Here is a 26704-nt window from a genome sequence, read left to right on the forward strand (position 1 = left end):
CTGCCTTTTCATGATTTTCGTAGCGGAACCAACCATGCCGAAACCCAAGCGTTTATTGACCCTGCTGGCCTTGTTGATTTGCGGCGGCGCATACGGCGCCGAGCCCGTCAGGATAGGCATGATCGAGGGACTGTCCGGACCGTTCGCCAATGCAGGACAAGCGGTCGTACGCAACCTGCAATTCGCGATCGAGCGGGTGAATGCGCGCGGCGGGGTGCACTTGCGCGACGGCGCCCATCCGCTCGAACTCGTCACCTTCGACAACAAGCAGGGCGTGGAGGAGTCGCTGGTCGGTCTGCGGCAGTATGCAGACCAGCATGTGCGCTTCGTGGTACAGGGCAACAGCTCGGCGGTGGCCGCGGCGCTGATCGACGGCATCGAGAAGCACAACCTGCGCGATCCTCAGCATCGCATGGTGTTTCTCAACTACTCCGCAGTCGATCCGGCGCTGACGAACGAAAAGTGCAGCTTCTGGCACTTCCGCTTCGATGCGAATGCCGACATGCGCATGAACGCGCTCACGGAAGTGATCAAGGGCGACACATCGGCGAAGCGCGTGTACATCATCGGCCAGGATTACAGCTTCGGCCGGCAGCTCGCGAAATCGGCACGCACGCAGCTTGCGGCGAAGCGGCCGGATATCAGCATCGTCGGCGACGAGCTGCATCCGATCGGCAAGATCAAGGACTTCACGCCCTACATCGTGAAGATCAAGGCCAGCGGCGCCGACACGGTCATCACCGGCAACTGGGGCAATGACCTGACACTGATGGTGAAGGCGGCGAAGGAAGCCGGCCTGCAGCTCAAGTTCTATACCTTCTATGGCAACGGCCTCGGCGCGCCTGCAGCCATCGGCGATGCCGGCGTCGGGCGCGTGCGCGCCGTCGCTGAATGGCATCCGAACACCGGCGAGGGCACCAGGAATTCCGCCAGCGACGCCTACTACCAGACCTTCCGCAAGCGCTATCCGCAGCCGGAAGACGACTACGTGCATCTGCGCATGCATGTGATGATCGAGATGTTGGCATCGGCGATGGAAAAGGCTGGCAGCAGCGAGGCCGGCGCGGTGGCGAAGGCGCTCGAGGGCGCACGCTTTCGCAATGCCTTCCACGAAGCGGTGATGCGCGCCGAGGATCACCAGCTGCTGCAGCCGCTCTATGTCTCCGTGATGCGGAAGGTGTCGGACGGCTCGGTCCGGTTCGATAACGAGGGGAGCGGTTACGGTTTCAAGACAGAACGCTATCTACCGCTGGAGGCGAGTGCGCTTCCCACGACCTGCAGGATGAAGCGCCCGGAGTAAAGCGCGACCGCGCGGCAGGCGCTTGAGCCTGCCACCGGATTGGCCGCATTAGATCGCCCGCATTAGATCGCCCGCATCAGATTGCCATATAGCGCCCTGGCTTGTGGTTGATCGCCAGCGTCAGGTTAAGCATTGCCGCACCGAGCAGGGAAATCACCACGGCCTGGATGGAAATCATCGGAATGGAAAGCAACATGATGATTGCGTCCAGGCCGAGTTGCACCAGGCCCGCCCGCAGTCCATATCGCTCCTGCAGATACAGCACCATCACATTGAAACCGCCCAGGCTGGCCTTGTGGCGGAACAGCACCAGCAGTCCGACGCCGGTCAGCAGCCCGCCCATCACTGCAGCGTAGAGCGGGTTGAGCATTTCCACCTTGAGCACCAGTGGCAGCATTTCCGAAAACGTCGACAGCAGAAGCACGGCGGTGAAAGTCTTCAACGTGAACTTCCATCCCATCTTCTTCACGGCGAGATAGTAGAAAGGCAGATTGATCGCGAAGAACAGCTTGCCGAAACTGATCCCGGTGAAGTAATGCAGAAGGAAGGCCAGGCCGACCGTGCCGCCCGTGATCAGGTGCGCCTTGCCGAGCAGCGCGACCCCGAGCGACACCAGCAGAATGCCGGCGGCAAGCGCCTGCATGTCCTCGAAGGCTGTATGGTGCTGCAGCTTGTCGGTTCGCTGCGTTTCTTTCGGTTTGTCGGCCACGATGGCAATGGAAGGGGAGCTGCGCAGCGGAACGGGATTGTCCATGTGGGACCTCAAAAGCGACTCGGCCCCACTCTTGTGAAGCAGGCCCGAAGGATTATTTTTCTGCGCGCAAGCTTATACCAACTGCTTCTGAAAAATAATTGACTTGCATCAAAAAAATCGGGGCCGCGATGCGATTGATGCTTCATGCACTCGGTTTATTGCACTCAATGAGGACTATTCATTTGAATGATTCTTCGGCGCACTCTAAGATTCTCCGTACATGCAGCATGCAACATCTCGCATCACTCTCTGAAAGTTCAAGATGGATTTCGAATACACGCCGAAAGTTCGGCAGCTGCAAAGAAAGCTGCAGGACTTCATGGACAACTATGTCGTGCCGCACCTTCCGCTGTGGCACCGGGAAGCCGGCGACGGCCTGCAGCATCCGCAATGCCTCGAAGACCTCAAGGCATTGGCCAAAGAGGAAGGCCTGTGGAACCTCTTCCTGCCCTCACAAGGACTGACCAACCTGGAATACGCGCCGCTGGCGGAAATCATGGGGCGGGTGCACTGGGCTTCGGAAGCCTTCAACTGCAGCGCGCCCGATGCGGGCAACATGGAACTGCTGCACATGTTCGCTTCGGAGGAGCAGCGTGAACGCTGGCTCGATCCTCTGCTGGATGGGAAGATCCGCTCCTGCTTCGCGATGAGCGAGCCTGACGTCGCCTCGTCCGATGCCACCAATATCCAGATCTCGATTCGCCGTGACGGCGACGATTACGTCATCAACGGGCGCAAGTGGTTCATCTCCGGTGCGGCGCATCCGCTCTGCACATTCGCCATTGTCATGGGCGTGACCGATCCGAACGCGGAAGTGCACAAGCGCCAGAGCATGGTGATCGTGCCCTTCGATACTCCCGGCTTCAGGGTAGTGCGAAATATCGAAGTGATGAGCCATTCCTTTCCCGGCGGGCATTGCGAGCTGGTGTTCCGTGATGTGCGGGTGCCGAGAACGAACCTCATCCATGCAGAAGGCGCCGGTTTCGCCATTGCACAGGCGCGCCTCGGGCCGGGCCGCATCCATCACTGCATGCGTTCCATCGGCCAGGCCGAGCTCGCGCTCGAGCTGATGTGCGAGCGTGCGGCCGAGCGGCGCACTTTCGGGCACTATCTGCACCAGCACGCGAACATCGCCGAATGGATTGCCTTGTCGCGCATGGAAATCGAGCAGGCGCGACTACTCGTGCTGAAGACCGCCTGGATGATCGACCAGCACGGCGCGAAATCGGCGCTGCGCGAGATCGCCATGATCAAGGCCATCGTGCCGCGCATGCACACCACGGTTTGCGACCGGGCGATGCAGGTGTTCGGCGCGATGGGGCTCAGTCCGGATACGCCGCTGGCGGAGCTGTGGACATGGGGCAGGGTGCTGCGCATCGCGGATGGCCCGGATGAAGTCCACCTGCGGACGATCGCGCGGCAGGAAATGAGCGCGGCAGCCGAGCGCCGCGGTGCCACGCTGCCGTACATGAATACGCCGGATCTCGATTAATACTAAAATTGCACGGGTGTTCACTTATGCGGCATGTCATCTCCACGTCGACTGTCGCCACCCACCCACTGCAATTCATGAAGCAATCAGACCAGGCCGTAGCCATACCGGTACCCACTACATCCATTCCCGTTGCCGCGGTGCCGTTGCTGTCGCTCGCAGCTTTCGGCAGCGGCATTTCGCTGCGCGTCACCGATCCGTTGCTGCCGCAGCTCGCGACCGAATTCTCCGTCTCGCTCGGCGATGCATCGAATGTCATCACGATGTTTGCCATCGCCTACGGCCTGGCGCAGCTGTTCTTCGGCCCGCTGGGAGACCGTTACGGAAAATATTTCATTGTCGCCTGCGGCACCCTGGCCTGTGCGCTCACCACCTTGCTGTGCGCGTTCGCACCGGGATTTGTTCCCCTGCTCATCGCGCGCCTGCTGGCCGGCACCACCGCTGCGTCCGTCATCCCGCTCTCCATGGCATGGATCGGTGACGTCATACCTTACCAGGACCGGCAACCGGTGCTGGCGCGCTTTCTGATCGGACAGATCCTCGGCCTGTCGGCCGGCGTGCTGCTAGGCGGGCTGGCGGCGGATGCGCATAACTGGCGGTTGCCGTTCTTCCTGATCGCGGCCGTCTTCCTGGTCGTCGGCGCGGCGCTGTTTTCATTGAACCGGCGTCTTCCCGAAGCTGCGCGCCGCCTGCACCGCGCAGAGGGGCCGGCCGTGCGTCGCATGATCGTGGAGTTTAAACAGATTCTGATGCTGCCTTGGGCGCGGAGCGTGCTGCTCACCGTGTTTCTCGAGGGCGCGTTCCTGTACGGCGCGTTCGCATTCATCGCTTCGCACGAGCATCGTACCTTCGGCCTGTCGATGACTACGGCGGGCGCGCTCATCATGCTGTTCGGCGGCGGCGGATTCGTGTTCGCGCTCGGCTCGCGCATATTGGTGCGGCGAATGGGGGAGGTGGGCTTGTCGCGCTGGGGCGGTATCTTCCTCGGTGGCTCGCTGTTCCTGATCGGCGGTGCGCCGGCGTGGTGGTGGGCCATACCGGGCTGTTTCATGGCCGGGCTGGGCTTCTACATGCTGCACAACACCCTGCAGATCAATGCCACGCAAATGGCGCCGGAGCGTCGCGGTGCGGCAGTCTCGGCCTTCGCTTCCAGTTTTTTTCTGGGCCAGTCAGTCGGTGTCGCCATTGCCGGCGCGCTGGTCGAGCCGATTGGAACCGGCAAGGTGCTGATGATCGGTGCGCTCGGCGTGCTGCTCGTCGCACTGCGCTTCAGCCATCGGTTGCGCCTAAAAGCGCAGCCCGCGTGATGGCTTTCAGATAACAACAATGAAAGGAGACAAACAATGAACGATATCCAGCACCCTGCACTATGGACGCCGTCACCGGAACGGATCGCGCAGACGCGCATGCATGATTACATGCAGTGGCTCGGCCAGGAGAAACAGGTCCACGTCGATGATTACAACGCCTTGTGGCAATGGTCGGTCGACCGTCTCGATGATTTCTGGGCCTCGATCTGGCAATACTTCGATGTGCAAAGCTCGGCGCCGTACACCCGCGTGCTGGACGGCGAGAAGATGCCGGGCACGAAGTGGTTCGAAGGTGCGCGGCTGAATATCGCGGAACAGGTGTTCCGCTTTCATCGCAGCGAGGAAGAGAGCGGCAAGACTGCCATCATCGGAAAATCGGAAATGCGGCCGACGGTCGAGCTGAGCTGGCGCGAGATGCGACGGCAGATCGCCTCAGTGGCGCACGCACTGCGCGAAATGGGGGTGCAGCCGGGCGACCGCGTCGTGTCCTACCTTCCCAACCTGCCGGAATCCGTCGTCGCCTTCTATGCCTGCGCGAGCATCGGTGCGATCTGGTCGAGCTGCTCGCCCGATATGGGCACACCGAGCGTGCTCGACCGCTTCGGCCAGATCGCGCCGAAGGTGCTGATTGCCGTAGATGGCTATCGCTATGGCGGCAAGGATTTCGACCGGCGTGATGTCGTGACGGGACTGATGCAGTCGTTGACCTCGCTCGAACACGTTGTGCTCCTGCCCTATCTGAACAAGGATGCGACCTTGCAGGGAACGCGCAACTGGAATGCGCTGCTCGAGCATGACGGCGAGCTCGCCTTCGAGCAGCTGCCTTTCGATCATCCTTTGTGGGTCGTGTATTCGTCAGGTACCACCGGTATGCCTAAACCGATCGTCCACGGGCAGGGCGGCGTCCTGCTGGAAAGCCTGAAGGGCCATGGTCTGCATTCGAACCTGGGCGAGAACGACCGCTACATGTGGTTCTCGACGACCGGCTGGGTCATGTGGAATTCGCAGGTCACGGGACTCTTGGTCGGTTCCACGATTGCGGTCTACGACGGCAATCCCGGTTATCCCGATCTCGGGGTCTTGTGGAAGTTCGCCGAAGAGGCGCGCCTGACTGCCTTCGGCGCCGGCTCCGCCTACTTCGCCAATTGCATGAAGGCCGGCATCGAACCGGGCAAGCTGGCCGACCTGCATACGCTTCGCATGGTCGGCGCGACAGGTTCGCCGCTGCCGGCGGAAGCATTTGCATGGATCTATGAGCAGCTCGGATCGAACATTCTGCTTGCCACCATCAGCGGCGGCACGGATGTCATTGCCGCCTTTGTCGGCGCCTGCCCGATCCTGCCGATCTACCCGGGGGAGATGCAATGCCGCTGCCTGGGCATCGCAGTCTACGCAATGGACGAGCAGGGCAAGCCGCTCACGGATGCCGTCGGCGAACTGGTGGTCACCAAGCCGATGCCGTCCATGCCGCTGTACTTCTGGAACGATGCAGAGGGACGCCGCTATCGCGAGAGTTATTTCGAGATGTATCCCGGATGGTGGCGGCACGGCGACTGGCTGCAGATCACGCCGCGCGGCGGGGCGGTGATCTACGGACGATCGGACACGACGATCAACCGGCATGGGATCCGCATGGGCACCAGCGAAATCTATCGCGTGGTGGAAGCCATGCCGGAGATCATGGACAGCCTCGTCGTGGACCTTGAATACCTCGGACGCGAATCATGGATGCCCCTGTTCGTCGTGCTGCGCCCGGGTGTTGCACTGGACGACGCGTTGATCAGGCGCATCTTCGACAACATCCGCACCGCGCTGTCCGCGCGCCATGTGCCGAACGAAGTGGTCGCGGTAACGGAGATTCCGCGCACCCTGAGCGGGAAGAAGATGGAATTGCCCGTCAAGAAGCTGCTGCTCGGGATGCCGGTCGCGGAGGTCGCCAGCCCGGATGCGATGAGCAATCCCGGCAGTCTCGGCTACTTCGTGGAGCTGGCGAAATCACGCAACGCGCAGCAAGTCCAGGCCAGCGCCTGATCCGCAGGGAAAGCGGGCCTGAGCAATCTCAAGGCTCGCGCCCTTGCGGGCAGTACCATGTCCGTGGATCAACACCGGGGCAACGACCATGGAAAGCGGACAAGACTGGCACACCGAATCTTACAAGGGGATGGAAGTGCATGTGACGGCCTTGCCCCATGAGCGCGACTCGTCACGCTGGGATTACACGGTGCGTATCGCGCAGCCGGGCGACGACTCCACGTCGGAGAGTGAACTGACGGCAGAATCGGGCGATGACGCCGATTACCCGACCCGGGATGCGGCCGTCGAAGCCGGCTTCATCAAGGGCTACACGATGATCGACGAGCTGCTTTCGTAGACGTGTGTATTCTGTTTTCCAGCAGCCTGCTAAGGCATCTTCTTCTCGCCGGGCTTCTTGCCCGAAGGAGAATGGTGCTCGATCACTGCATTGATCTCGGCGCCGAACAACATCACGGCGGATGAAATGAAGAAGTAGAGCAGCAGCACGATGATCGTGCCGATGCTGCCATACATTGCGCTGTAGTTGCCGAAATTGCTGACGTAGTAGTTGAAGGCAATGGAGGTAACCAGCCAGACGATCACCGCAAGCGCCGCACCTGGCGTGATGAAGCGGAATTCCTGTTCAACGTCGGGCGCGACGTAGTAGACCACCGCCGCCGACAGGGTCAGCAAAAAGACGGCGACCGGCCACCGCAACCATGTCCATAGCGTCACGAACAACTGTTCAGCGCCGATCTGCCGCGCGAGCCAGTCGATCGCCTGGGGGCCAACGATCAGGAATGCCGTGGCGACGATCAGGATCGCGGCAATCCCGAGCGTGTAGAGGATCGAGAGGGGATAGAGCTTCCATGCGGGACGCCCTTCCTGCACATCGTAGGCGCTGTTCAGCGCGTTCATGGTGGCGCGTACGGCGGAGGACGCGGTCCAGAGTGCGGTTATCACGCCGAAGGAAAGCAGGCCGGCCTTTTTCTGCTGGAGTTCGCCAATGACCTGATTGACCGGTTGCATCGCCTCCTGCGGCAGCACGATCTGCGCGCGTTGCCGCAGCCATTCGAAAAAATCGGAGAGGTTGAAAAAGCCGAGCAGTGCGATCAGGAAAATGATGAACGGGAAGAGCGCGAACAGAACCTGGTAGGACAATGCGGAAGCGTAGGTGGTCATGTCGTCGGCGAGGAAATCCTTGGCCGCCTCCTTGAGGACGTTCATCGGGCTCAGGCCGCGAAGTCCGGGTATCCGCATAGAATCGTTCAAACCGTGTGATTGATCATCCGGTGCAGGACGGGCGACACGCCGTGCGACTGTGGCCGCTTACGCCCGTCTGGACATTCGGAAAATTTTACCTCGTTGCATCAATTATGGCGATGCCGCGCCTGCCCTTCGAACGCGCGCTTGGCAAAGTAGGTTCCTGCCAACAGAGCGCCTGCGGCGACCAGCATGGAACTGGTGGGAAATCCGCGTACCGTGTTCACTGCAATCTCCCCGGCGCGCGGCGCAGTGAGTTGCAGGCGACGCTTGGTCATCTGCATTCCGAGTTCGCCCAGGCGGTCGGGCATCAGGCGTTCTGCATCCGGCAGCAGCGTGGTTTCTTCCTCCGCGACGTGATGCATCACAACGCGCATGAGCTGCATGAAAGTCTGGTCGTAGTGCGCATCAAGCGGATCCATCGAGCGCAGCTCTGAAATCAGGTGACGCATTTCATTGTGCTCGGGAATGCTCTTGTTGACGACCGGCGTGTCTGCGGCAAGCGTGCGCATGGCAGGATAGAAGATTTCTTCTTCGAGTTGCGAGTGGATTTCCAGGGCAAGGCAGACGGTGTTCACCAAGGCCTTTTTCGTTTGCGGACTTGAATCGATTTCATACTGGTGAAAAGCTTCCACGACATGCGTGTGATCCATGCGGATCATGTTTGTCACGCTCGGGGAAAGCTTGTCCTTTACGGTGTTCCTGATTGAATTCATCATGACTCTCTCCAATTAAGTGGGTGGGCACATTCACGAATGCAGGTCAGGAGCAAACAGCATACCCGCGCAAATGCGAGCGAATTCGGCGTGAACAGGTTGCACCTTGTGCAGCCGGCAGCGGTCAACAGGGGGCTTCCTTACATGGGCGTGTACAAATTACAGGCCCGCCCGTGAATTGACATCGCTCGTATTGCAGGGCTATTGACGATGCATTGCAGGTCATCAAGCGGACGACGAGGAACTATCCGCCGGAGCGGCGAACAAAAGATACTCGCTTGTCATCCCTTGAGAAAGGAATACCCATGCAGATGCAACAGATTCGTGACCGCTTTTCCCAGATTGAACAATGCGTCGATGCTGCCGCACAGATGTGCGAGATGAGCAAGGATGTACCTGATCGCTTGCGCACATGCCTGAATGAACTGGAGCAGGAATCCGACCATGCGCAACAAGTCGCCGAGCAGCAACAGAGTGAAGAACAGATTCGGCAGTGCGTCACCAAGCTGGAAAAAATCGGCGACCGCGCAATGCAGGCGTGTTCGCAAGGCGGATATGTCGACGAGCAGGTACAGAACGCCGTGCGCCAGGCGCGCAAGGCTATTTCCACATTGAAGCAGCAGCTTCATTGATTGATTCACTCATCGCATTTCCTCGTTACATCGAAGTCGGAGCGGCGCTCGCTGTTCCGATGTAACGAGGTGTAACGTTGCCCTGGTCGCTTGCGTTCGCACAAAACTCTTTCGATTTAAGTGAAACAGAATCCGTAGACCCGATGACTTGAGTGCGTCTGTTCGACTCACTCGATGATGTCGCCGGGGAAACCGGAGAACGGTTCGGTCGGTACCCGCGCCGACATGTCCGTTTCCTTCGTCAGTCTCATCACCCCTTGATCAACACACTGTTTCCGAATGCAGGCCGTGGAGACAGTGCACGTATTCGGTTGCAAGCTCGCGTGCAGTCGTTCGCGGCCAGCGCGATCTGCAATCCGTGTGCTTATATTTGGAAGGGAATTTGCCAATGCCGGAATCCATCAGTGTGAACCTTGAAAGCGAACCGCACGGTGCCGCTGCCTGTCGCGATGTGCGGCGTGAAAAAATGCCGGAATCATTCGCCACGCGTGGCCGACAGACACGCATCATGTATCTGCAGCCGCTTTGCGCGGCACTGGCCGCTGCGAGCCTGCTGAGTGCGTGCGGCGGCGGAGGAGGATCCACTGTAACGACGACGCCGTCATCGGGCAGCCAGCCTCCCGCCACATCGTCGCCGAACGAACCTGCAAACCCGGGCACGCCATCAACACCTACTACGCCCACTACACCCACCACGCCCACCACACCGACAACACCTCCGGACGGTGGACAGACAAGCGGCACGCCCGCACCAGTTCCGTCATCGACGCAAATGACCATGGTCTGCGCCGACGGCGCCGGCTTCCAGTGCAGCGGAGGGAGCATCATCCGGCGCGAGAATGGCATCGCGCTGACGAGTTCCGGCGTGCAGGCGTACGGCACGTCGACCAGTGACCTGGCCGCGCAAATCGCAATCAAGACCGGTGCCTTCGGCTTTGCGCCTGCCTCCGGCGGCTCGGCCGAAATCCGGATTGCGAAAGACAGCAGTGGCGCCGTCAGCAAGGCCGCGGCATTGCTGAACAACCTGGGTCTGACATGGGACGGCAAGACGGAGCGACCGCCGATCCTGGAAACCTTTGCGACGACCCAGGGGCACACCGTGCTGACCACGGGTGGCGCGTTGTCTTCAGTCGCGCTGCCCGACAGCGCCGATCTCAGCTTCTATGACTATGCGATCAAAGGTACGGCCGGCACACAGACCAATTACGCGAACAATCGCTACTTCCCGCGCACCAGTCCCTCGCGCTGCCCAGCCGACCTCGTGCCATGCCCGACGACGGAAACGAGCGGGGTGCACTATTCCGCAGGTGACTGGCGCTCGGGAGGGAATACGCCAGACCTCGCATCGGCTTCGCGCGTGCATGAAGATGGCGACATCCACGCCGGCAACAACATCCCGGATGCGAATGGCAATCCGACGATCCTGCCGGGCGGGAACGGTATCGGCGTGCCTTTCCCTGGCTCGAAAGGTTATCGCAGTCTCGATAACTGGGGCTTCCAATACGGGAACCTTGCCGCCTGGCTGACGCAGGACACGGTTGTGATCGAGGAGTGGGCCAAGGCGGGCAACGAGCACAACAAGAACCGGCGCGGCATGGTGGCTTACGGCGATGTGACCAATCCTGCCGCGGTGCCGACAAGCGGAACTGCCACCTATTCGGGCTTTGTCTACGGCTGGTACACGCCTGACGGCAGCGCCGACCCCGCGGTGTTCCGTGGCTCGGCAGTGGTCAGCGTGAACTTTACCAGCCGCCAGGTGAGCGTGACGATCCAGAACCCGGTGACCTGGGATGCGTCCGCGACGAGCGTTCCGGTCGCGTTGACGGCAACGGTGCCGATGGGCGCTGCCGGCAGCAACGTCGCAAACTATATGACCGGACCGGTGCAGAACGGCAACCTGAGCGGGGGGCTGGGCGGGCGTTACTTCGGCCCGGTGACCGGCTCCGGCACGAATGCCGCGCCGGCGGAAATCGGCGGTACGATTTCCCTTTCCAGTACGACAAGCGGCCAGGCTGTGCTTGGCGGGTTCATTGCGCGCAAGCAGTAGTGCAGCGCCGCCGGGAGCACGACAGTTCCCGGCGGCGTCCGCGATTGACAAAACGTCATCAAGATTCTCTCGCCAATACGACGTAACAAATGTAAAGAAACACGCCGGCCCCGGCCGCAGGCTGCTAAAGTTGCGTTTTTTCAGGACTTTACGAGGAAGCGACAGTGGCCCGGCGTTCAAAGCCTTCATCGTCCGCGGGGAAATCGAACAATGGCTCGATGAATGTGCGCCTGCTGCAAGCAGTGGCCGCACTGTTTTCCATTGTGGCGCTGGCCGGCGTGCTGCTCGCCGGTTATGTGATGCTGGTGGTGATCCCGAGCCTTCCGCCGCTGGATGCACTCACGGACTATCGTCCGAAAATTCCTCTGCGCGTCTATACCGCGGACCAGGTGCTGATCGGCGAATTCGGCGAGGAGCGGCGCGATTTCGTGCCGATCAGAGACATGCCGGCGGTCATGAAAAAGGCCCTGCTGGCCATCGAGGACGACCAGTTCTATGAACATGGAGGCGTGAATTTCAAGGGCATCCTGCGCGCCTTCCTGGTGAACTTTGGCGCCAGCAAGTCGCAGGGCGCATCCACTATCACCATGCAGGTAGCGCGCACGTTCTACCTTAGCCGTCAAAAGACCTATGCGCGCAAGCTCACCGAAATCGCGTTGGCATACAAGATCGAGGAAAAGCTGACCAAGGACCAGATCCTCGAGGTCTACATGAACCAGATCTACCTCGGTGAGCGTGCATATGGATTCGGCAGCGCCGCGCGAATCTACTTCGGCAAGTCGGTACAGGAACTCAGTATCGCGGAAGCGGCCATGCTCGCTGGTCTGCCCAAATCGCCGGCCGGCGCCAATCCGATCGTCAATCCAGCACGCGCGAAGCAGCGTCAGCAATACATTCTCAAGCGCATGCTGGAACTCGGCTACATCACGCCCGCCCAGTACAAGCAGGCCGCCCAGGAAAAACTCGTTGTGCGCGGAAAGGGCTACCGTTTCGATACGCATGCGGAATTTGCAGCGGAACTGGTTCGGCAGTATATGTATGAGCAATACAAGGACGATATCTACACGCGCGGCTTCACCGTCTACACCACGCTCAACAGTAGCGACCAGAATGCCGCCTATGATGCGGTGCGGCGTGGCGTGCTCGACTATGACCGACGGCACGGCTACCGTGGGCCGGAAGTCTTCATCGACCTTCCGCGCGACACCGACGAGCGCGAGCAGGCGATCGATGAGGCATTGCAGAAGCATCCCGACAGCGACGAACTGCGCTCCGCTGTAGTGCTGTCCACATCGCCGAAAGTGGTGCGCGCCGAAACCTTCTCCGGCGAGATCGTCGAGATCACGGGCGACGGCCTGCGCTTCGCCGCGGCATCCCTGTCCTCCAAGGCACGCGCCGAACACCGGATCAGACCAGGTGCGGTGATCCGCATTCTGCGCGATGCGAGAAACCGCTGGTCGATCAGCCAGCTTCCGGAAGTGTCGGCTGCATTCGTTTCGCTCAATGCCAACGATGGATCCTTCCGCACCATGGTCGGCGGCTTCGACTTCACGCTCAACCAGTTCGATCATGTCACTCAGGCATGGCGCCAGCCCGGGTCCAGCATCAAGCCTTTCATCTATTCGTCGGCGCTGGAGAAGGGGTTTTCACCGGGAACGGTCGTCAACGATGCGCCGCTATCGATCGACACGGCGGTCACGGGCGGTCAGCCATGGGACCCGCAGAACGACGATGGCCGCTACGACGGCCCAATCACCATGCGCACCGGCCTGAAGAAATCGAAAAACCTGGTATCGATCCGTATCCTGCAATCGATCACGCCGGGCTATGCGCGCGATTACCTGTCGCGTTTCGGATTCGACGCCGACAAGCATCCGCTCAACCTCACCATGGCGCTCGGAACGGGATCGGTGACGCCGCTGCAGATGGCTGCGGCCTACTCCGTCTTTGCAAATGGCGGCTACCAGGTCCGCCCTTATCTGATCAGCAAGGTGGCCGATGCACAGGGCAAGGTCCTGTTTGAAAGCAAGCCGGTGATTGCCGGCGACGAATCAGTACGCGTGCTCGACCCGCGCAATGCCTTCATCATGGATACGATATTGCGTGACGTGGTGAATTCCGGCACTGGCTATGCCGCCAGCCAGCGCCTTGGACGCCGTGACCTTGCGGGCAAGACCGGCACCACCAACGACGCCATGGACGGCTGGTTCGCCGGTTATGGCGGAGATATCGTCGCGGTTTCCTGGATGGGCTTCGACAAACCGAAATCGCTTGGCGGGCGGGAGTTTGGGGCAACGGTCGCGCTGCCGGTATGGACTGACTACATGCGGCAAGCACTGCGCGGCAAGGGCGCATTCCAGCGGGCAGTCCCGGCCGGCCTGGTTCAGGTCGATGGTGACTGGATGTATGAGGAAAACTCGCACGGAGACGGGGTGCGCTCGATTGGCGTCGATCCGATCCGGAGTTTCTGGGATCGCCTGTTCGGCAATCATGCGCCGGATTCCGGACGTGCCGAAACACCCAGGCAACCGCTCAATGACATGACCTATCGTGGTGGCCAGTGATGGCCGGGTGGCGTCGTGGAATGCCTGGAATGCCCGTTCAGCAATGGCGTTCGACGCGGTTGCGTCCCTTGCGCTTGGCCTGCAACAGGGCTCCGTCAGCGGTTTCGGTCAGGCCCGCCGCCGTGTCGACCAGGGGATAGGGCGAGACGCCTGCGCTGAACGTGGCATACAGCGCGCCGCCCGGATGCGCATGGGGCAGGCCAGAGAAATCCGTCCGGATACGATCGATCACCATGGTGGCCTGTTCCAGGCTGATGCCGGGAAGGGCGATGATGAATTCTTCACCACCGTAGCGCCCGATCAGGTCGATGGAGCGCAGGCGTCCCTTGAGCAGCCATGCAAGGCTGCGGATCACCTGGTCGCCCACGGGATGTCCATACGTGTCGTTGACGGACTTGAAATGGTCGATATCGATCATGGCCACGGTCAGGTTGTGATGGGCGCCGTCACGGACCATGGCATCGAGACGTGACTTGGCGGCGGTATGGTTCAACAGGCCGGTCAGCCCGTCGAGACGCGTGGAGCGGCGCGTCTCGCGGAAACGTTCGATCCGCGTCTTCACCACGGCTGCCAGCAGTACGGGATTGAAGGGCTTGATCAGGAACTGGTCCCCGCCCAGGCGCAGGGCTTCGACCTGCATGCCCACATCGGATTCGCCGGACAGGTAAACGATCGGCAGTGAGCTGTAGGCGGCCATCTGCCGCAGGACCCGCGTGGCTTCGACGCCATTGAAGCGCGGCATGTACATATCCATCAGCACCAGGTCCGGGCGGAAGGACTCCAGAGCATCCAGCAACTTGCCCGGGTCGTTGATGGCCCGCGTATCGATGCCGTGCTGCGCCAGCGTGCGCTGGATCAGCGCCACCGCAACGCGGGAATCCTCGACGACGAGGACCCGATACTGCTCCTGCTCGTTGGTCTGCACGAGATCGAGCACGCAATTGAGCACCATTGAGGGCTGGTCTTCTGCCGGGATCGTCACATCGATACCGGCGCGCATCAGGTCGACGATCGGTTCTATGGCCGACTGGCCGCCCAGGTAAAACAGCTGGCTGGCCGGGGAGCTTTCGCGGATCGCGGAAATGAACCTGAGCTCGCCCGGCTTCGTGGCATCCCCGGTCGGAATGAACAGTACCGCGAGCGGCTTGTCCTTTGGTAAATGTTCGCCGCCCCAGTCGATTTCGTAAACCTTGAAGCCAAAGAACTGCAACTGGCGGCGCAGCGCATTCGCCAGGTCATGTCTTTCGCCTGCCGCGATCATCCAGATCGATCGCGGCTTGATCCAGTCGATCTCCTGTGTAGCAATGGACGGTTCCTGAATTCGCCGGCTCGAGGCAGAAGAACGCGAAGTCGCGACCGAACCGAGCAGGGCATCCAACTGACGTTGCAGTGAGGCGATATCCTGCGCCGGAATCGGATGCGTAGAGAGGTCGCCAAGCTTGGCCAACGCGACATTTTCCAGGCCCTCGCACAAGCGGACCAGGCCGGGCAGGCGCAGGCGGTTGAAGTACTCCGCGAGACTGTTGACCGCAACGGCAAATTCAATGAACTGCTCGAAGTGTCCCTGGGCGACATAGTGCTCCCATCGCGTTCGCAGAACGTAGAGCCTGTCTTCAATTGAATTGTTGGAATGCGTCGGCATGGATCGGCAAGTCGGGTGCGTGTTGTTCTTGTTGATGTGCAGGGCACCAGTGATTCGTTACACCTCGATTGACGGCTTCTCCCGGCCACTCGACATAAACCATGAATCGAGGTGCGACAGACTACGAGCCGCTTCTGGGCTGTGCTGTTCCCGCGCCGTTCGTCCGGTGCTGCCGGACAGAAACGATGTCGCATTATCAGGGATCATTGCATTTCAGGCAATTGTATTGAGATAAAAATGACAACTATCTGGTTGTGAGAGCGGAAAGTGCCCCGTTCTTTTTACTGTTGTTTTATACAGTAGTTGTGGTAAAGTAAGATTTCATCCACTGCAGCATTCAGAAAAGGAGACGTGCCATGATGCACCTGAACAATTCCTTCGGTCCCCGATTCGGCCTCGAATATGCCCCCACCTCATTTCTGTTGCGACTCGGACGTCGTGAAATTTTTGTGTGCCGTGATTTCCGCAAGCGGTATTACACCGTCAACCCGCTCATTGATGTCAGCACAGGGATTGAACCCGGGCATCTTGAGTTGCTGCTTTTTCGCCGTTGGCTGGTCATCCTCTCCAAAGCAAGATAAGAATCTGCCAGCTTTGGTTGGATAGATGCGAAAAATCAATCGCTTATGAGGCTTGTTTGAAGTGAATTGGTTCAAGCAAAGCCTGAGGATGGAACGTCGACTCAAGTCGGATTTTGCTGCTCGAACTGCTGTATATCCTCCTCGACTGAGCGCAGGTAGTCGAAGGCAAGACCGAGGGCATTGACGGCAGCATGAAACGGGTTGTCCCAAGGATCAGTTGCGGCAACGCTGGCGTTATATTCCTGCAATGCTGCCTGGATTTCGAGGCTGCGCTGTGAAAGGCTGCCAACCTGTCGCGTCTGAATAACGGCCTGGAATGCGGCCACGAGGCTGTCGAGTTTTCGCCCGACCACGCGCAGGTTGAATGCCAGCAGGCAGATGTGGACGTCAACGTCATACAAGTCCGGATGCGAAGACTTCAGCGCCGTTTGCCGGACATGCAGGGCATCGAGGAAATTCAGCGCGTCTTCAACGGCCCGGTACTGCGTATAGAGCGGGCCTGGAGGGTAGAGCAGGTTCAAGGGCATGGCAGTTCATGGGAGATGAACATATCCAGTATAGGCGCCGTACTTCCGTAGTTCGGAAAAGCGCTTCAGATTTTTAAAAAATAAGTAAAATCAGATGGTTGTAGCTGATTTTTGAAGATTTTTGGAGGCTAGGGCCTATGTTTTTCATCGAAGCAGGCCCGGATGGGCGGGCGCAGCGCCGCCAGGCGCGCACGGCCCATCTTGTTCGCTCTGTAACTTACTCAAGCCCAAGTTCCTTCAGGCGTTTGATCTGTCGCCTTGTCAGGCGATCAATGTCGGCGATGTCGGCCGCCGAGAGCTTCGGCCCCGGCCTCCTGACAGCGGCTGATGCAATCGCGCCGCGTGCTGCCAAAATGTGCTTGCGTACCGCGAGCCCGGCCACCGGTTGTTGCTCATAGCGCGCCAGCGGCAGATAGGCATCGAAGATGTCGTGCGCCCGTTCGGTATCGCCGGCGGCATGCGCGTTGCAAACGCCGACCATCATCTCCGGATATACGAAACCCGTCATTGCGCCATCCGCACCGCGGCTTAGCTCTTCGGGCAGGAACAGCCCGCCTCCGTTGCCGGTAAGGATCGCGACCCGCTTTACTTCACCGCGCTCGCTCGCCGCGCGAATCGCGGAAAGCTTGCCTAGTCCCGGACAGTCTTCATGCTTGAGCATTACGCAATTCAGTGAATTCTTAAGGATGCTCAGCACCACCGAATTCGACATCTTGACCCCCGTCGAGACCGGATGGTCCTGCAGTACCCAGGGTACATCCGGCCCGAGGGTTTCGTTGACCATGTCGAAATACGCTAGGATCTGCTCGTCGGTACGCACACTCGACGCCGGCGCGATCATGACGCCGGAGGCGCCCATATCCATCACGCTCTGGGTCAGCTCCTTCATCGGCGCGAAGCCGGCGGAAGAGGCGCCGACCACGACCGGCACGCGGCCGTTGACGCGCTTGAGCACCTGTCTGGTGAAGGTGCGCGACTCCTCGGCGGTCAGCTTGGTCGCTTCGCCCATGATGCCGAGAATGGTGAGTCCGTTCGCGCCGCGCTCCAGGTAAAAGTCGACCATGCGATCGGTGCTTGCGAGGTCGAGCGAACCGTCTTCCGCGAAGGGCGTGACGGCGATCAGATAAACGCCCCTGGCGTTGATATCCAGCTTGTTCATGTTTGCGTCTCCGTGTCCGGTTTCAGAAGATCTTCATGGCTCTTTAAAGCTTCTTCAGGCTTCTTCAGCCTTTTTTGGCGGCAGCCTTGAAGGCTTCATAGCGCGCCTTGTTTTCGGCATTCGGCGGGTAGAGGCCCGGCAGCGCGGCACCTTTTTCCACTTCCGCCATGATCCAGTTTTCCAGTTGTTCCTGTTCGGTCGCCTGCGCTACCACTTCGTCGAGCAGTCTAGCCGGGATGACTACCGCGCCATCCGTGTCCGCCACCACGATGTCATTGGGGAAAACGGCGACGCCGCCACAGCCGACCGGTTCCTGCCAGCCGACGAAGGTCAGGCCGGCGACTGAAGGCGGCGCGGCGACGCCACGGCCCCAGACCGGCAGGCCGGTATCCGACACGCCCTTGACGTCGCGCACCACGCCGTCCGTGACGAGCGCGGCCACGCCACGCTTCTTCATGCGGGAGCACAGGATGTCGCCGAAAATGCCGGCATCCGTGACGCCCATCGCATCCACCACGGCAATGCAGCCGGCCGGCATCGCCTCGATGGCAGCGCGCGTGGAGATCGGGGAAGACCAGGATTCCGGGGTCGCCAGGTCTTCGCGCGCCGGCACGAAACGCAAGGTAAACGCGCGGCCGACCTGGCGCGCCTGCTTGCCGTCCATCGGCATCGTGCCGCGCATCCAGACATTGCGCAGCCCCTTCTTCAGCAGGACCGTGGTCAGCGTGGCGGTGGAGATACTTGACAGGGTATGTGCGATTTCAGGATCGAGGGGAAGGGATTCAGTAGTCATTCTGCATGCCTTGTGAAGATGAAGTGGGTGCAAATTCCTGCCTTGACGCCGTGGACCCGCTGCTATCGGAAGGCGTCCGTTACGTCGGCTTTAATTAGAGATATCACATCGTCCAAATAATTTCCGTACCGCGCCACAAAATTCGCCACCTGTTTCCGCCGGGCGATGCATTGCGTTAGCCACGTTCCAGCTGGCGCCGGGCGCGATGCCTTGCCTTGCAGTCATACATCTCCCGATCGGCGAATCGCATAAGGGACGGAATATCCAGCCCATCGCGCGGATACACCGCGATGCCAATGCTGGTTCGCACGTCGAGCACCGCGTCGCCGAACTTAACCGGCTGGCTGACTGCCGTCTCCACCTTGAGCGCAACTGCTGCGGCGTCTTCCATATGCGTGATTTCAGTCAGGACGATCACGAACTCGTCGCCGCCGAGGCGCGACACGATGTCGCAGCCGCGTACCGCCTTGGTCATCCGCTCGGCCACTGCCTTCAGTACAAGGTCGCCGGCTTCGTGGCCATGGGTGTCGTTGATCTGCTTGAAACCGTCCAGGTCAAGAAACAGCAGGGCGAACTGAAGCCCGTTGCGGGTGGCCGCGGCCAGGGTCCGTTTGGTCAGTTCGAGCAGGAAGGACCGGTTCGGCAGTTGCGTCAGGCTGTCGGAGTGGGCGCGCCGGCGCAGCTCTTCCTCCGCGGCCTGGCGCTCGGTGATGTCGCGCGCAATGCACAGCGCATAGCGGCTGCCTTTCAGTTCGAAGGCGCGCACGCTGATTTCCACCGGGATGATGCGCCCGCTCTTGGTGCGGTGGTCGGTGACGAACATGGCTTCGCCCTTGACGAGCAGGCGTTCGGCGATCAGCGGAAAGTCGCCGAGGCTGCCGGTGGCGTCGATGCTGCTGGCGGTGAGATGAAGCAATTCTTCGCGTGAATACCCGAGGCGCCAGCAGGCGACATCATTCACTTCGACGATGCTGGTGAGGCCTTCCGGCGTCAGCAGGCACACGAAGATCGCGTCGCTGCTGGCGTTGAACAGGGCACGGTAGCGCTCTTCGCGATCGTGCAGCGCTTCCTCCGCATGCTTTTTTTCGGTCACGTCCGAAAATGTGCCGATGTAGGTGCTGACCATGTCGTCACTGTCGGTCAGTGCGCGAATCGACAGCCACTTGGGGAAATCCTCGCCGCTCTTGCGGCGGTCCCAGATTTCGCCCTCCCAGCGGCCGGTGGACTTGATGGCGGCCCACATGTCTGCGTAAAACGCATCGGCATGGCGGCCGGAGCGCAGCAGGCGCGGCGTCTGTCCGATGGCTTCTTCACGCGAGTAGCCGGTAATGCGCGAAAAAGCCGGGTTGACGGTCTGTATGACGCCCTCCCGGTTAGTGATCATGATGCCTTCGCCGGTCGCGTCGAATACCTGGCGGGCAAGCTGCAATTCCTGGTCGGCCTTGGCCAGGCGCCGCTTGTGTTCAGCGAGTGCCTGCTGGAGATTGCTGAGATAGTCGCGTTCGTATCCGGCCAGCACTTCCGATTGCGAGAGGATGCCGAGCAGGCTGCCGTCCTCGCCGGTGACGCCGAGGTGGCGTATGCCTTTCTCCTGACAGAGCGCGCGCGCCAGGAAGAGGCTGGTGTCCGCGTGGACGCTGATGAGCGGGCGGGAAGCAATCTGCCCGGCCTGCGCGCCGGTTTCCTGCCGGCCGAGCGCGCGCAGCACATCCTGCTCGGTCAGCATGCCATATTCGCCGTGGAAGTCGACCACGATAGCGTCACGGCCTTGCATGGCCATCGATCGCGCGGCATCGGCCAGTGCAAGCTCTTGCGGAACGATCAGGGCGGGGCCGCTGATCAGAGAGCCGACGGCCTTCAGCGTGACATCGAGCTCCAGGCTCGGAAGCCTGACGATGTCCGTCTGGCTGATCATTCCGATGGGGTGTCCTGATGCGTCAACCACGAGCGCATGGCGGATGTGATGCTGAATGAAGAAATGCGATGCGGCTGAGACGCTGGTGTCTTCCCCGAGGGTTTTCACCGCGGTGGTCATGGCGGAGGAGACGGGAGCGCTCATGGCCTCCCGCTTGCCGAGGTCGACGCGCAAGGCATCGGCCCTGGTCCAGATGCCGAGCACCTTCCCGTTGTCCATGACGAGAATCGAGCCGCACCGGTTTGCGTCCATGAGATCGGCAGCTTCGCAGATCGGCGTGTGCGGCGGGCATTGCAGGAGCTCGCGCCGTATGATCTTCGAGATCGGCAGATCGAATGACATGGACGAATGCCTCTTTGCTTCGGGTTGCGCGGTCGGAATGGTCAGATGGCGTTTGGAATAGCGGCCTGGAAAATTGCCTTAAATCAATTATACGCAAGCAGCGGAGCGCGCGCACGGCAATCCTGGCGGATTTGGCCCGGTGGCTGGCAAGAGTGGATTGCGCGCAACGACAGGGAGCGATGCGGGCAAGAAGCCGCCCGTTGAGTCCCAACGGCTCAGCGGGCGAGCGGGGCTTACAGCATCGGCATGCGCAGCATGTCGACGACTTTGCGGATGATGCGGCGGCGTGCTTCGGTGTAGGGTGGGTAGAACATCTTCACGAGCATCAGCGGGGAGGAGCGCAGTACCGCGCGCTCATGCGAAAACGCCTTGAAGCCGAAATGGCCGTGGGCATTGCCGATGCCGGAATTGTTGACGCCACCGAACGGCAATTCGCCGTGCGCAAACTGCATCACGCAATGGTTGACGCAGGCTCCGCCGGAACTGGTGCGCATCAGAACGTTATCGATTTCCTTCCTGTCCCGGCTCCAGACATACAACGCCAGCGGCTTTGGCCGTGCGTTGATGTCTGCGATGACCGCGTCCAGCTGCGTGTATGGGAGGATCGGCAGCACCGGGCCGAAGATTTCTTCTTCCAGGATCTGCGCTCCGGGCGGGACATGATCGATCAGGGTGGGCGCGATGTAGCACTGCGCCACATCCACCTCACCGCCGGCCTGGATCGCCGCGCCGCGGGTGAGCGCATCGTACAGCAGGGAGGCGACGCGCTGGGTATGGCGCTGGTTGACCACGCGCGTCAGGTCCGACGTATGCTTCTGTTCGTGTGCGGTTGCGCCATACCGCGCGTGGATGATCTTGCGGCATTCCGCGATAAAGGCATCCTTGACCGATTCATGGACGTAGACAAAGTCCGGCGCGACGCAGGTCTGGCCGCCATTCAGGAATTTGCCCCACATCAGCGTTTCGGCCGCCAGCCTGATGTCGGCGGATGGGGCGACGATGGTCGGTGACTTGCCACCGAGTTCCAGGGTGACGCTGGTGAGATGTTTTGCCGCGGCGGACATGACGATCTTGCCGACGGCCGGCGATCCGGTGAAGAAGATATGGTCGAAGGGCAGGTCGAGCAGCGCCTGCGAGGTGGCGGTGCCGCCTTCGAACAGCGCGACTTCCGATTGCGGGAACACTTCGCTGATGACGCGGCCCATCAACGCGGATACCGCCGGCGTCATCTCCGATGGCTTGATCATCACCGTGTTGCCCGCAGCGAGCGCGGAAACCAGCGGGCCGAAGCACAGGCTCAGGGGGTAATTCCAGGGGGCGATGATGAGCACGCGACCGCGAGGCTGGTACTGCACCCAGCCGGAAGTACCGAGCATCGTGCTGGTGGGCCACACCTTGTGCGGCTTCATCCAGCGCTTGATGCGCCCGATGGCATGGCGCACCTCGTCCATGACGGGCAGGAATTCGGACGCTTCCACTTCGGCGGGCGACTTGCGGTAATCCTGCATGAATGCTTCGTAGAACGCCTCGCGCTGGGCCATCATCGCGTCGCGCAGCTTTCTGATGCGCGCGATGCGTTCGTTCGCCGTGGATACGCGCCAGCGCAGCGCCGTCTCGAGCTGGCTGGCAAACACTTCCTTGATGCGCGCCGGATCGCTTTCGACCAGTGGCGCGACCGGTGTGAACGCCTGCATGGACGGGTTCGTGCTCATGTTCATCTCCACATTGAAATTCTGTTTCTTATTGTTTGAGGACTTCCGGCGCACCGGACTCGAACTGCTGTACGGCACACTCCATGATTGTATGCTTCATCAACTCGGCCGACGTCGACAGCTTGCGGTCCTTCAGCCAGACGATTGCAAAATGCGTCTGCAACTGTGGCGGCAGCGCCAGGTCCAGCCTGACAAGTTCCCTGCGCCTGACCTGATCGCGTACCGCGCTCGGCGGCGAGAAGAACAGCACGTCGGTCAATGCCGCGCTGGTGCGCAGCAGGCCGAAATCATTGCTCGACACCGCACTGGCGGACAGCCTGCCCGACAGCAATTCCGGATGCATCTTCAAGACCTTTTCCAGCTCTTTCGGGATCTTCGTCAGCCCCGAAAACGGATATTTCTGCAAGTCACCTAGGTTCAGCTTCTTCTTTTTCAGTAGCGTATGCCCGTTCCGAACATATACGCAGATGGGCTCGGCAGGCAACTGCGCAATGTCAAAATCGACGATGTCCTCTAATTCCCGCGAGTCCGCAACGAGGAAATCAATCTCGCGGTTCAGGAGCCTGTGCTTGTGGTCATCCCAGTAGCCGGACTCGACGGCAATATCGATATTGGTCGCAACGTCCCGCAACCGGGCCAGGCAATGCGGAATCAGTGACGAGCACAGGACCGTTCCGGCGGCAATTCGCACGGAGCCGTTGGCCTGGCGCTTGATCATGTCGATTTCCGTGTGCAACTGCTGGATGTCGGACAACAGCGAGGAAGAGCGCGACAGCAGCCATTGCCCGACCGGCGTCAGCCGTACCCCGCGCGGAGAACGGTCGAACAGGACCACATCAAGGTCTTCCTCCAGGATGCGTATGCTCTTCGACAGCGCCGGCTGCGAGATGGAAAGCCTGGCGCTTGCCTTGTGCACATTGCCCGATTCCGCGAGTGCCACGAAATGCTGCAGCTGCTTCAGGTTCATATCGATAACTTTCGGATATCACTCGTCGAACAAAAAGTCATTAGACCATGTATCGGGCCATACGGGATACTAGTGGACCGCCGCAAAGAATAATCCTGAACGGGGAGACAAGCCATGCATGCGGACCGTCCGCTTTTCCTTCAGCCGGCTTGTGCCGGCGACTACCGTGAACTGGCCCGGCGCCGCCTGCCGCGGCAGTTCTTCGATTATCTCGATGGTGGCGCGTACGACGAAGCTACCATGCATAACAACGTAGAGGACTTCCGCAAGGTCTTGCTGCGGCAGCGTGTGCTGCGCGACATTTCGAACATTGACTTGCGTGCCGAAGTACTGGGGCAGAAGCTGTCCATGCCAGTGATCCTCGGCCCGGTCGGGCTGGCAGGCATGTTTGCGCCGCGCGGCGAAGTCCAGGCGGCGCAGGCGGCCGAAGCCGCCGGCATTCCGTTCTGCGAATCGACGGTCTCCATCTGCTCGATAGAGGAAGTGCGCGCGAACACCAAGGCACCGTTCTGGTATCAGCTCTATGTGATGCGGGACCGCGGTTATGCCCGTGAACTGTTGCAGCGGGCGCACGCGGCGGCATGCCCGGTGCTGGTCTTTACTGTCGACCTCGCCGTGGTCGGCGCGCGCTATCGCGACGTGCGCAACGGCATGACCGGCGTGCGCAGCCCCTTCGGCAAGCTGGCCAAGGCCTGGGACTTCGTTTCCCATCCTTCGTGGGCGCTGGACATGGTGGCGCATGGTAAGCCGCTGGTGTTCGGCAATCTCGTCAAGGCACTGCCACAGGCGCACAGCCTTCCGGCATTTCGCGCGTGGGTCAATGCACAGTTCGATCCTGCCGTGACCTGGAAAGACCTGTCATGGCTGCGCGAGAACTGGCCGGGGAAGATCGTGGTGAAGGGCATCCTCGATGCGGATGATGCGCGTACCGCTGCGGACATTGGTTTCGATGGTGTAGTCGTTTCCAATCATGGCGGCCGGCAGCTCGACGGCGTGCCTTCTTCGGTGTCGGCATTGCCTGCCATCGTTGATGCGGTTGGCGATCGTGTTGACGTATTGATGGATGGCGGCGTGCGCAGCGGCCTCGACGTGGTGAAGGCGCTGGCGCTCGGCGCGCGGGCATGCATCGTAGGCCGAGCATGGGCATATGCATTGGCGGGCGGCGGCGGTCGCGGCGTCGCTCATGTGCTGCATATCATGCGCAAGGAGATGGAAGTGGCCATGGCGCTGACTGCCTGCACCAGCTTGCGCGAACTTGACCGCGAGATCCTTGTCCCGGCATCGGGGACGCAAGTGAAATCCGGACCGGGCAAGGATGTCGCCGAAACACTGGCATCGCGGGTGGCCTATGCAGAAGTATCAAAGTGACGTCATCGTCATCGGCGGCGGACTCGCCGGCATCGTCGCCGCGATCGAGCTGCTCTCCGCCGGCAGGCGCGTAACGCTGCTGGACCGCGATGTCGAAGAGAACTTCGGCGGGCTGGCGAAGGAGAGCTTCGGCGGCATCTTCCTGGTCGGGACGCCCGAGCAGCGGCGTTCGGGCATTCGGGATACGCCGGAACTGGCCTTGCAGGATTGGCTCGCCTTCGGCGCGTTCGGCCAGGACGAATCGGCGGAACGGTGGCCACGCCGCTGGGCGGAGGCCTATGTCAACGATAGCCATGGCGAAATCTATTGCTGGCTGCGCGAGCGGGGCGTACGTTTTCTGCCTTTGCCCTTGTGGGTCGAACGTGGCCAGTTCAGCGGCGGCAACTCCGTGCCGCGCTGGCATGTGACCTGGGGCACCGGGCATGGACTGGCGATGCAACTGATCCGCGTCCTGCAGGCGCATCCGCGGCGACAGGCGCTGACGCTGAGGTTCAATCACCGGGTGGATGCGTTGACATCGCGGGACGGCAGCGTCACCGGGTGTTGCGGCGTGATAGAAGACAGCGGGGAAGACTTCGTGGCCGAAGCCGGCGCGGTGCTGGTCGCGTGCGGCGGGATCAACGGCAACATCGAACGCGTCCGTCAGCACTGGCATCCTGAATGGACATCGCCGCCGGACACCATCCTGAACGGCTCGCACAAGTTCGCCGACGGGCGCTTGCATGATGCCGTGGAATCGATCGGCGGCAAGCTCACTTTCCTCGACCGCATGTGGAACTACGCAGCCGGCGTTCATCACTGGCGGCCGCGCAAGCCGGGTCACGGCCTCTCGCTGGTGCCGCCGCGTTCCGCCTTGTGGCTGAACTGGCGCGGCGAGCGTATCGGCCCGCAACCGCTGGTGAGCGGCTTCGATACGCGCGAACTCGTCACGCAGATTTGCCGGCAGGAGAAACAGTACTCCTGGCAACTCATGAACTGGAAAATCGCGTTGAAGGAGCTCGCCGTTTCGGGTGCGGAATTCAATCCGTCGATCCGCGAGAAGAAAGTCATCGGCTTCCTGAAAGACACCTTGCTTGGCAACCATTGGCTGCTGGAGCAGATGACGGAAAACTGCAAGGACGTGGTCGTGGCGGGTTCGCTGCCGGAACTGGTGGAGAAGATGAATGCCCTGCAGGGCGAGGCCGCAGTCGATCTCGCAACGGTGTGCAGCGTGGTCGCGCGGTACGATGCGGAAATTGAGCGCGGACCGACCTTCCATAACGACGAGCAATTGCGGCGCATCGCGCATCTGCGCAAGTGGCGCGGCGATCGCATGCGCACCTGCAAGTTCCAGAAGATACTTGAGCCGGGCGCGATGCCTCTGATTGCGATCCGCGAGTTCATCATCAGCCGAAAAAGCCTGGGCGGCATCCAGACCGATCTCGATTGCCGCGTGCTGGACAAGGTCGGCGCGCCGATTCCGGGTCTGTATGCGGCGGGTGAAGCGGCGGGCTTCGGTGGTGGCGGGATGAACGGGCTGCGCGGGCTGGAAGGTACATTCCTCGGCGGATGCATCTATGGCGCGCGGCGCGCGGCGAGAGCGATCAAATAAAAGCATCAAGGAGACA

Annotated in this window: 21 protein-coding genes; 11 read left to right on the forward strand and 10 right to left on the reverse strand. The window is 60.9% G+C overall.

What is annotated here, in order from left to right; translation table 11 throughout:
- Positions 1–34 precede the first annotated feature (34 nt).
- Positions 35–1300, forward strand: a complete 1266-nt coding sequence (locus VJ698_RS06695) for a branched-chain amino acid ABC transporter substrate-binding protein (protein WP_324101941.1) — start codon at positions 35–37, stop codon at positions 1298–1300.
- 76 nt (positions 1301–1376) lie between these two features.
- Here the strand turns inward: VJ698_RS06695 and VJ698_RS06700 are convergent, their stop codons facing one another.
- Positions 1377–2054: a YitT family protein gene (locus tag VJ698_RS06700; protein WP_324101942.1), complete on the reverse strand. Its 678-nt coding sequence runs from the start codon at positions 2052–2054 to the stop codon at positions 1377–1379.
- 262 nt (positions 2055–2316) lie between these two features.
- On the opposite strand from VJ698_RS06700, the gene VJ698_RS06705 reads away from it, so the two are divergent.
- From VJ698_RS06705 to VJ698_RS06720, 4 genes are all read left to right on the forward strand, one after another.
- A complete protein-coding gene (locus tag VJ698_RS06705; protein WP_324101943.1) occupies positions 2317–3546 on the forward strand; it encodes an acyl-CoA dehydrogenase family protein in 1230 nt (409 codons plus the stop codon).
- 77 nt (positions 3547–3623) lie between these two features.
- Positions 3624–4853 carry an MFS transporter gene (locus tag VJ698_RS06710; protein ID WP_324101944.1) on the forward strand — a complete coding sequence of 410 codons (1230 nt, stop codon included), beginning with the start codon at positions 3624–3626 and terminating at the stop codon, positions 4851–4853.
- A gap of 36 nt (positions 4854–4889) precedes the next feature.
- Positions 4890–6887 (forward strand): acetoacetate--CoA ligase, encoded by a 1998-nt coding sequence (locus tag VJ698_RS06715; RefSeq protein ID WP_324101945.1) that lies wholly within the window; start codon positions 4890–4892, stop codon positions 6885–6887.
- Between the two features lie 88 nt (positions 6888–6975).
- Positions 6976–7227, forward strand: coding sequence for a hypothetical protein (locus VJ698_RS06720; RefSeq protein ID WP_324101946.1), 252 nt, complete (start codon positions 6976–6978; stop codon positions 7225–7227).
- Between the two features lie 29 nt (positions 7228–7256).
- Here the strand turns inward: VJ698_RS06720 and VJ698_RS06725 are convergent, their stop codons facing one another.
- Together VJ698_RS06725 and VJ698_RS06730 are read right to left on the reverse strand one after the other, a co-directional pair.
- Entirely contained in the window at positions 7257–8096 is an 840-nt protein-coding gene (locus VJ698_RS06725; protein ID WP_324101947.1) for a YihY/virulence factor BrkB family protein, read from the reverse strand.
- Between the two features lie 143 nt (positions 8097–8239).
- Entirely contained in the window at positions 8240–8851 is a 612-nt protein-coding gene (locus tag VJ698_RS06730; RefSeq protein ID WP_324101948.1) for a hemerythrin domain-containing protein, read from the reverse strand.
- Between the two features lie 302 nt (positions 8852–9153).
- On the opposite strand from VJ698_RS06730, the gene VJ698_RS06735 reads away from it, so the two are divergent.
- The 3 genes from VJ698_RS06735 to VJ698_RS06745 all read left to right on the forward strand — a co-directional run bounded on the left by VJ698_RS06735 (position 9154) and on the right by VJ698_RS06745 (position 14091).
- Entirely contained in the window at positions 9154–9480 is a 327-nt protein-coding gene (locus tag VJ698_RS06735; protein WP_324101949.1) for a hypothetical protein, read from the forward strand.
- Between the two features lie 388 nt (positions 9481–9868).
- Positions 9869–11527 (forward strand): hypothetical protein, encoded by a 1659-nt coding sequence (locus VJ698_RS06740; protein ID WP_324101950.1) that lies wholly within the window; start codon positions 9869–9871, stop codon positions 11525–11527.
- Positions 11528–11745: 218 nt separating this feature from the next.
- Positions 11746–14091, forward strand: a complete 2346-nt coding sequence (locus VJ698_RS06745; protein ID WP_324102192.1) for a penicillin-binding protein 1A — start codon at positions 11746–11748, stop codon at positions 14089–14091.
- A 37-nt stretch (positions 14092–14128) separates the two neighbouring features.
- Here the strand turns inward: VJ698_RS06745 and VJ698_RS06750 are convergent, their stop codons facing one another.
- Positions 14129–15733, reverse strand: a complete 1605-nt coding sequence (locus tag VJ698_RS06750) for a diguanylate cyclase (RefSeq protein WP_324101951.1) — start codon at positions 15731–15733, stop codon at positions 14129–14131.
- Between the two features lie 356 nt (positions 15734–16089).
- On the opposite strand from VJ698_RS06750, the gene VJ698_RS06755 reads away from it, so the two are divergent.
- Positions 16090–16314 (forward strand): hypothetical protein, encoded by a 225-nt coding sequence (locus VJ698_RS06755; RefSeq protein ID WP_324101952.1) that lies wholly within the window; start codon positions 16090–16092, stop codon positions 16312–16314.
- Positions 16315–16415: 101 nt separating this feature from the next.
- On the opposite strand, the gene VJ698_RS06760 is transcribed toward VJ698_RS06755, so the two are convergent.
- From VJ698_RS06760 to VJ698_RS06785, 6 genes are all read right to left on the reverse strand, one after another.
- Positions 16416–16841, reverse strand: coding sequence for a hypothetical protein (locus VJ698_RS06760; RefSeq protein WP_324101953.1), 426 nt, complete (start codon positions 16839–16841; stop codon positions 16416–16418).
- 217 nt (positions 16842–17058) lie between these two features.
- Positions 17059–18000 carry a dihydrodipicolinate synthase family protein gene (locus VJ698_RS06765; RefSeq protein ID WP_324101954.1) on the reverse strand — a complete coding sequence of 314 codons (942 nt, stop codon included), beginning with the start codon at positions 17998–18000 and terminating at the stop codon, positions 17059–17061.
- A gap of 64 nt (positions 18001–18064) precedes the next feature.
- Positions 18065–18793 carry a ribonuclease activity regulator RraA gene (locus tag VJ698_RS06770; protein ID WP_324101955.1) on the reverse strand — a complete coding sequence of 243 codons (729 nt, stop codon included), beginning with the start codon at positions 18791–18793 and terminating at the stop codon, positions 18065–18067.
- 175 nt (positions 18794–18968) lie between these two features.
- Positions 18969–21050: a diguanylate cyclase domain-containing protein gene (locus VJ698_RS06775; protein WP_324101956.1), complete on the reverse strand. Its 2082-nt coding sequence runs from the start codon at positions 21048–21050 to the stop codon at positions 18969–18971.
- 233 nt (positions 21051–21283) lie between these two features.
- Positions 21284–22762: an aldehyde dehydrogenase family protein gene (locus VJ698_RS06780; protein WP_324101957.1), complete on the reverse strand. Its 1479-nt coding sequence runs from the start codon at positions 22760–22762 to the stop codon at positions 21284–21286.
- 28 nt (positions 22763–22790) lie between these two features.
- On the reverse strand, positions 22791–23729 hold the full coding sequence (locus VJ698_RS06785; RefSeq protein WP_324101958.1) for a LysR family transcriptional regulator: 939 nt from the start codon (positions 23727–23729) through the stop codon (positions 22791–22793).
- Positions 23730–23843: 114 nt separating this feature from the next.
- Between VJ698_RS06785 and VJ698_RS06790 the strand changes: the two genes are divergently transcribed.
- Both VJ698_RS06790 and VJ698_RS06795 read left to right on the forward strand, forming a co-directional pair.
- Positions 23844–25097, forward strand: coding sequence for an L-lactate dehydrogenase (locus VJ698_RS06790; protein WP_324101959.1), 1254 nt, complete (start codon positions 23844–23846; stop codon positions 25095–25097).
- On the forward strand, positions 25078–26688 hold the full coding sequence (locus VJ698_RS06795; RefSeq protein ID WP_324101960.1) for an FAD-binding dehydrogenase: 1611 nt from the start codon (positions 25078–25080) through the stop codon (positions 26686–26688). The genes VJ698_RS06790 and VJ698_RS06795 overlap by 20 nt, the downstream gene beginning before the upstream one ends.
- Positions 26689–26704: the final 16 nt, after the last annotated feature.

It is taken from the genome of Noviherbaspirillum sp. (assembly GCF_035254685.1).
In the GTDB taxonomy this organism is placed as follows: Bacteria; Pseudomonadota; Gammaproteobacteria; order Burkholderiales; family Burkholderiaceae_D; genus Noviherbaspirillum.

Bases quoted from the DNA above. Each gene is read 5' to 3' on its own strand.
- VJ698_RS06700 (WP_324101942.1), bottom strand. From the start codon at position 2,054: ATGGACAATCCCGTTCCGCTGCGCAGCTCCCCTTCCATTGCCATCGTG.
- VJ698_RS06750 (WP_324101951.1), bottom strand. From the start codon at position 15,733: ATGCCGACGCATTCCAACAATTCAATTGAAGACAGGCTCTACGTTCTG.
- VJ698_RS06790 (WP_324101959.1), top strand. From the start codon at position 23,844: ATGCATGCGGACCGTCCGCTTTTCCTTCAGCCGGCTTGTGCCGGCGAC.
- VJ698_RS06735 (WP_324101949.1), top strand. From the start codon at position 9,154: ATGCAGATGCAACAGATTCGTGACCGCTTTTCCCAGATTGAACAATGC.
- VJ698_RS06765 (WP_324101954.1), bottom strand. From the start codon at position 18,000: ATGAACAAGCTGGATATCAACGCCAGGGGCGTTTATCTGATCGCCGTC.
- VJ698_RS06760 (WP_324101953.1), bottom strand. From the start codon at position 16,841: ATGCCCTTGAACCTGCTCTACCCTCCAGGCCCGCTCTATACGCAGTAC.
- VJ698_RS06695 (WP_324101941.1), top strand. From the start codon at position 35: ATGCCGAAACCCAAGCGTTTATTGACCCTGCTGGCCTTGTTGATTTGC.
- VJ698_RS06720 (WP_324101946.1), top strand. From the start codon at position 6,976: ATGGAAAGCGGACAAGACTGGCACACCGAATCTTACAAGGGGATGGAA.
- VJ698_RS06710 (WP_324101944.1), top strand. From the start codon at position 3,624: ATGAAGCAATCAGACCAGGCCGTAGCCATACCGGTACCCACTACATCC.
- VJ698_RS06775 (WP_324101956.1), bottom strand. From the start codon at position 21,050: ATGTCATTCGATCTGCCGATCTCGAAGATCATACGGCGCGAGCTCCTG.
- VJ698_RS06770 (WP_324101955.1), bottom strand. From the start codon at position 18,793: ATGACTACTGAATCCCTTCCCCTCGATCCTGAAATCGCACATACCCTG.
- VJ698_RS06780 (WP_324101957.1), bottom strand. From the start codon at position 22,762: ATGAGCACGAACCCGTCCATGCAGGCGTTCACACCGGTCGCGCCACTG.
- VJ698_RS06755 (WP_324101952.1), top strand. From the start codon at position 16,090: ATGATGCACCTGAACAATTCCTTCGGTCCCCGATTCGGCCTCGAATAT.
- VJ698_RS06785 (WP_324101958.1), bottom strand. From the start codon at position 23,729: ATGAACCTGAAGCAGCTGCAGCATTTCGTGGCACTCGCGGAATCGGGC.
- VJ698_RS06745 (WP_324102192.1), top strand. From the start codon at position 11,746: ATGAATGTGCGCCTGCTGCAAGCAGTGGCCGCACTGTTTTCCATTGTG.
- VJ698_RS06795 (WP_324101960.1), top strand. From the start codon at position 25,078: ATGCAGAAGTATCAAAGTGACGTCATCGTCATCGGCGGCGGACTCGCC.
- VJ698_RS06725 (WP_324101947.1), bottom strand. From the start codon at position 8,096: ATGAACGTCCTCAAGGAGGCGGCCAAGGATTTCCTCGCCGACGACATG.
- VJ698_RS06715 (WP_324101945.1), top strand. From the start codon at position 4,890: ATGAACGATATCCAGCACCCTGCACTATGGACGCCGTCACCGGAACGG.
- VJ698_RS06705 (WP_324101943.1), top strand. From the start codon at position 2,317: ATGGATTTCGAATACACGCCGAAAGTTCGGCAGCTGCAAAGAAAGCTG.
- VJ698_RS06730 (WP_324101948.1), bottom strand. From the start codon at position 8,851: ATGATGAATTCAATCAGGAACACCGTAAAGGACAAGCTTTCCCCGAGC.
- VJ698_RS06740 (WP_324101950.1), top strand. From the start codon at position 9,869: ATGCCGGAATCCATCAGTGTGAACCTTGAAAGCGAACCGCACGGTGCC.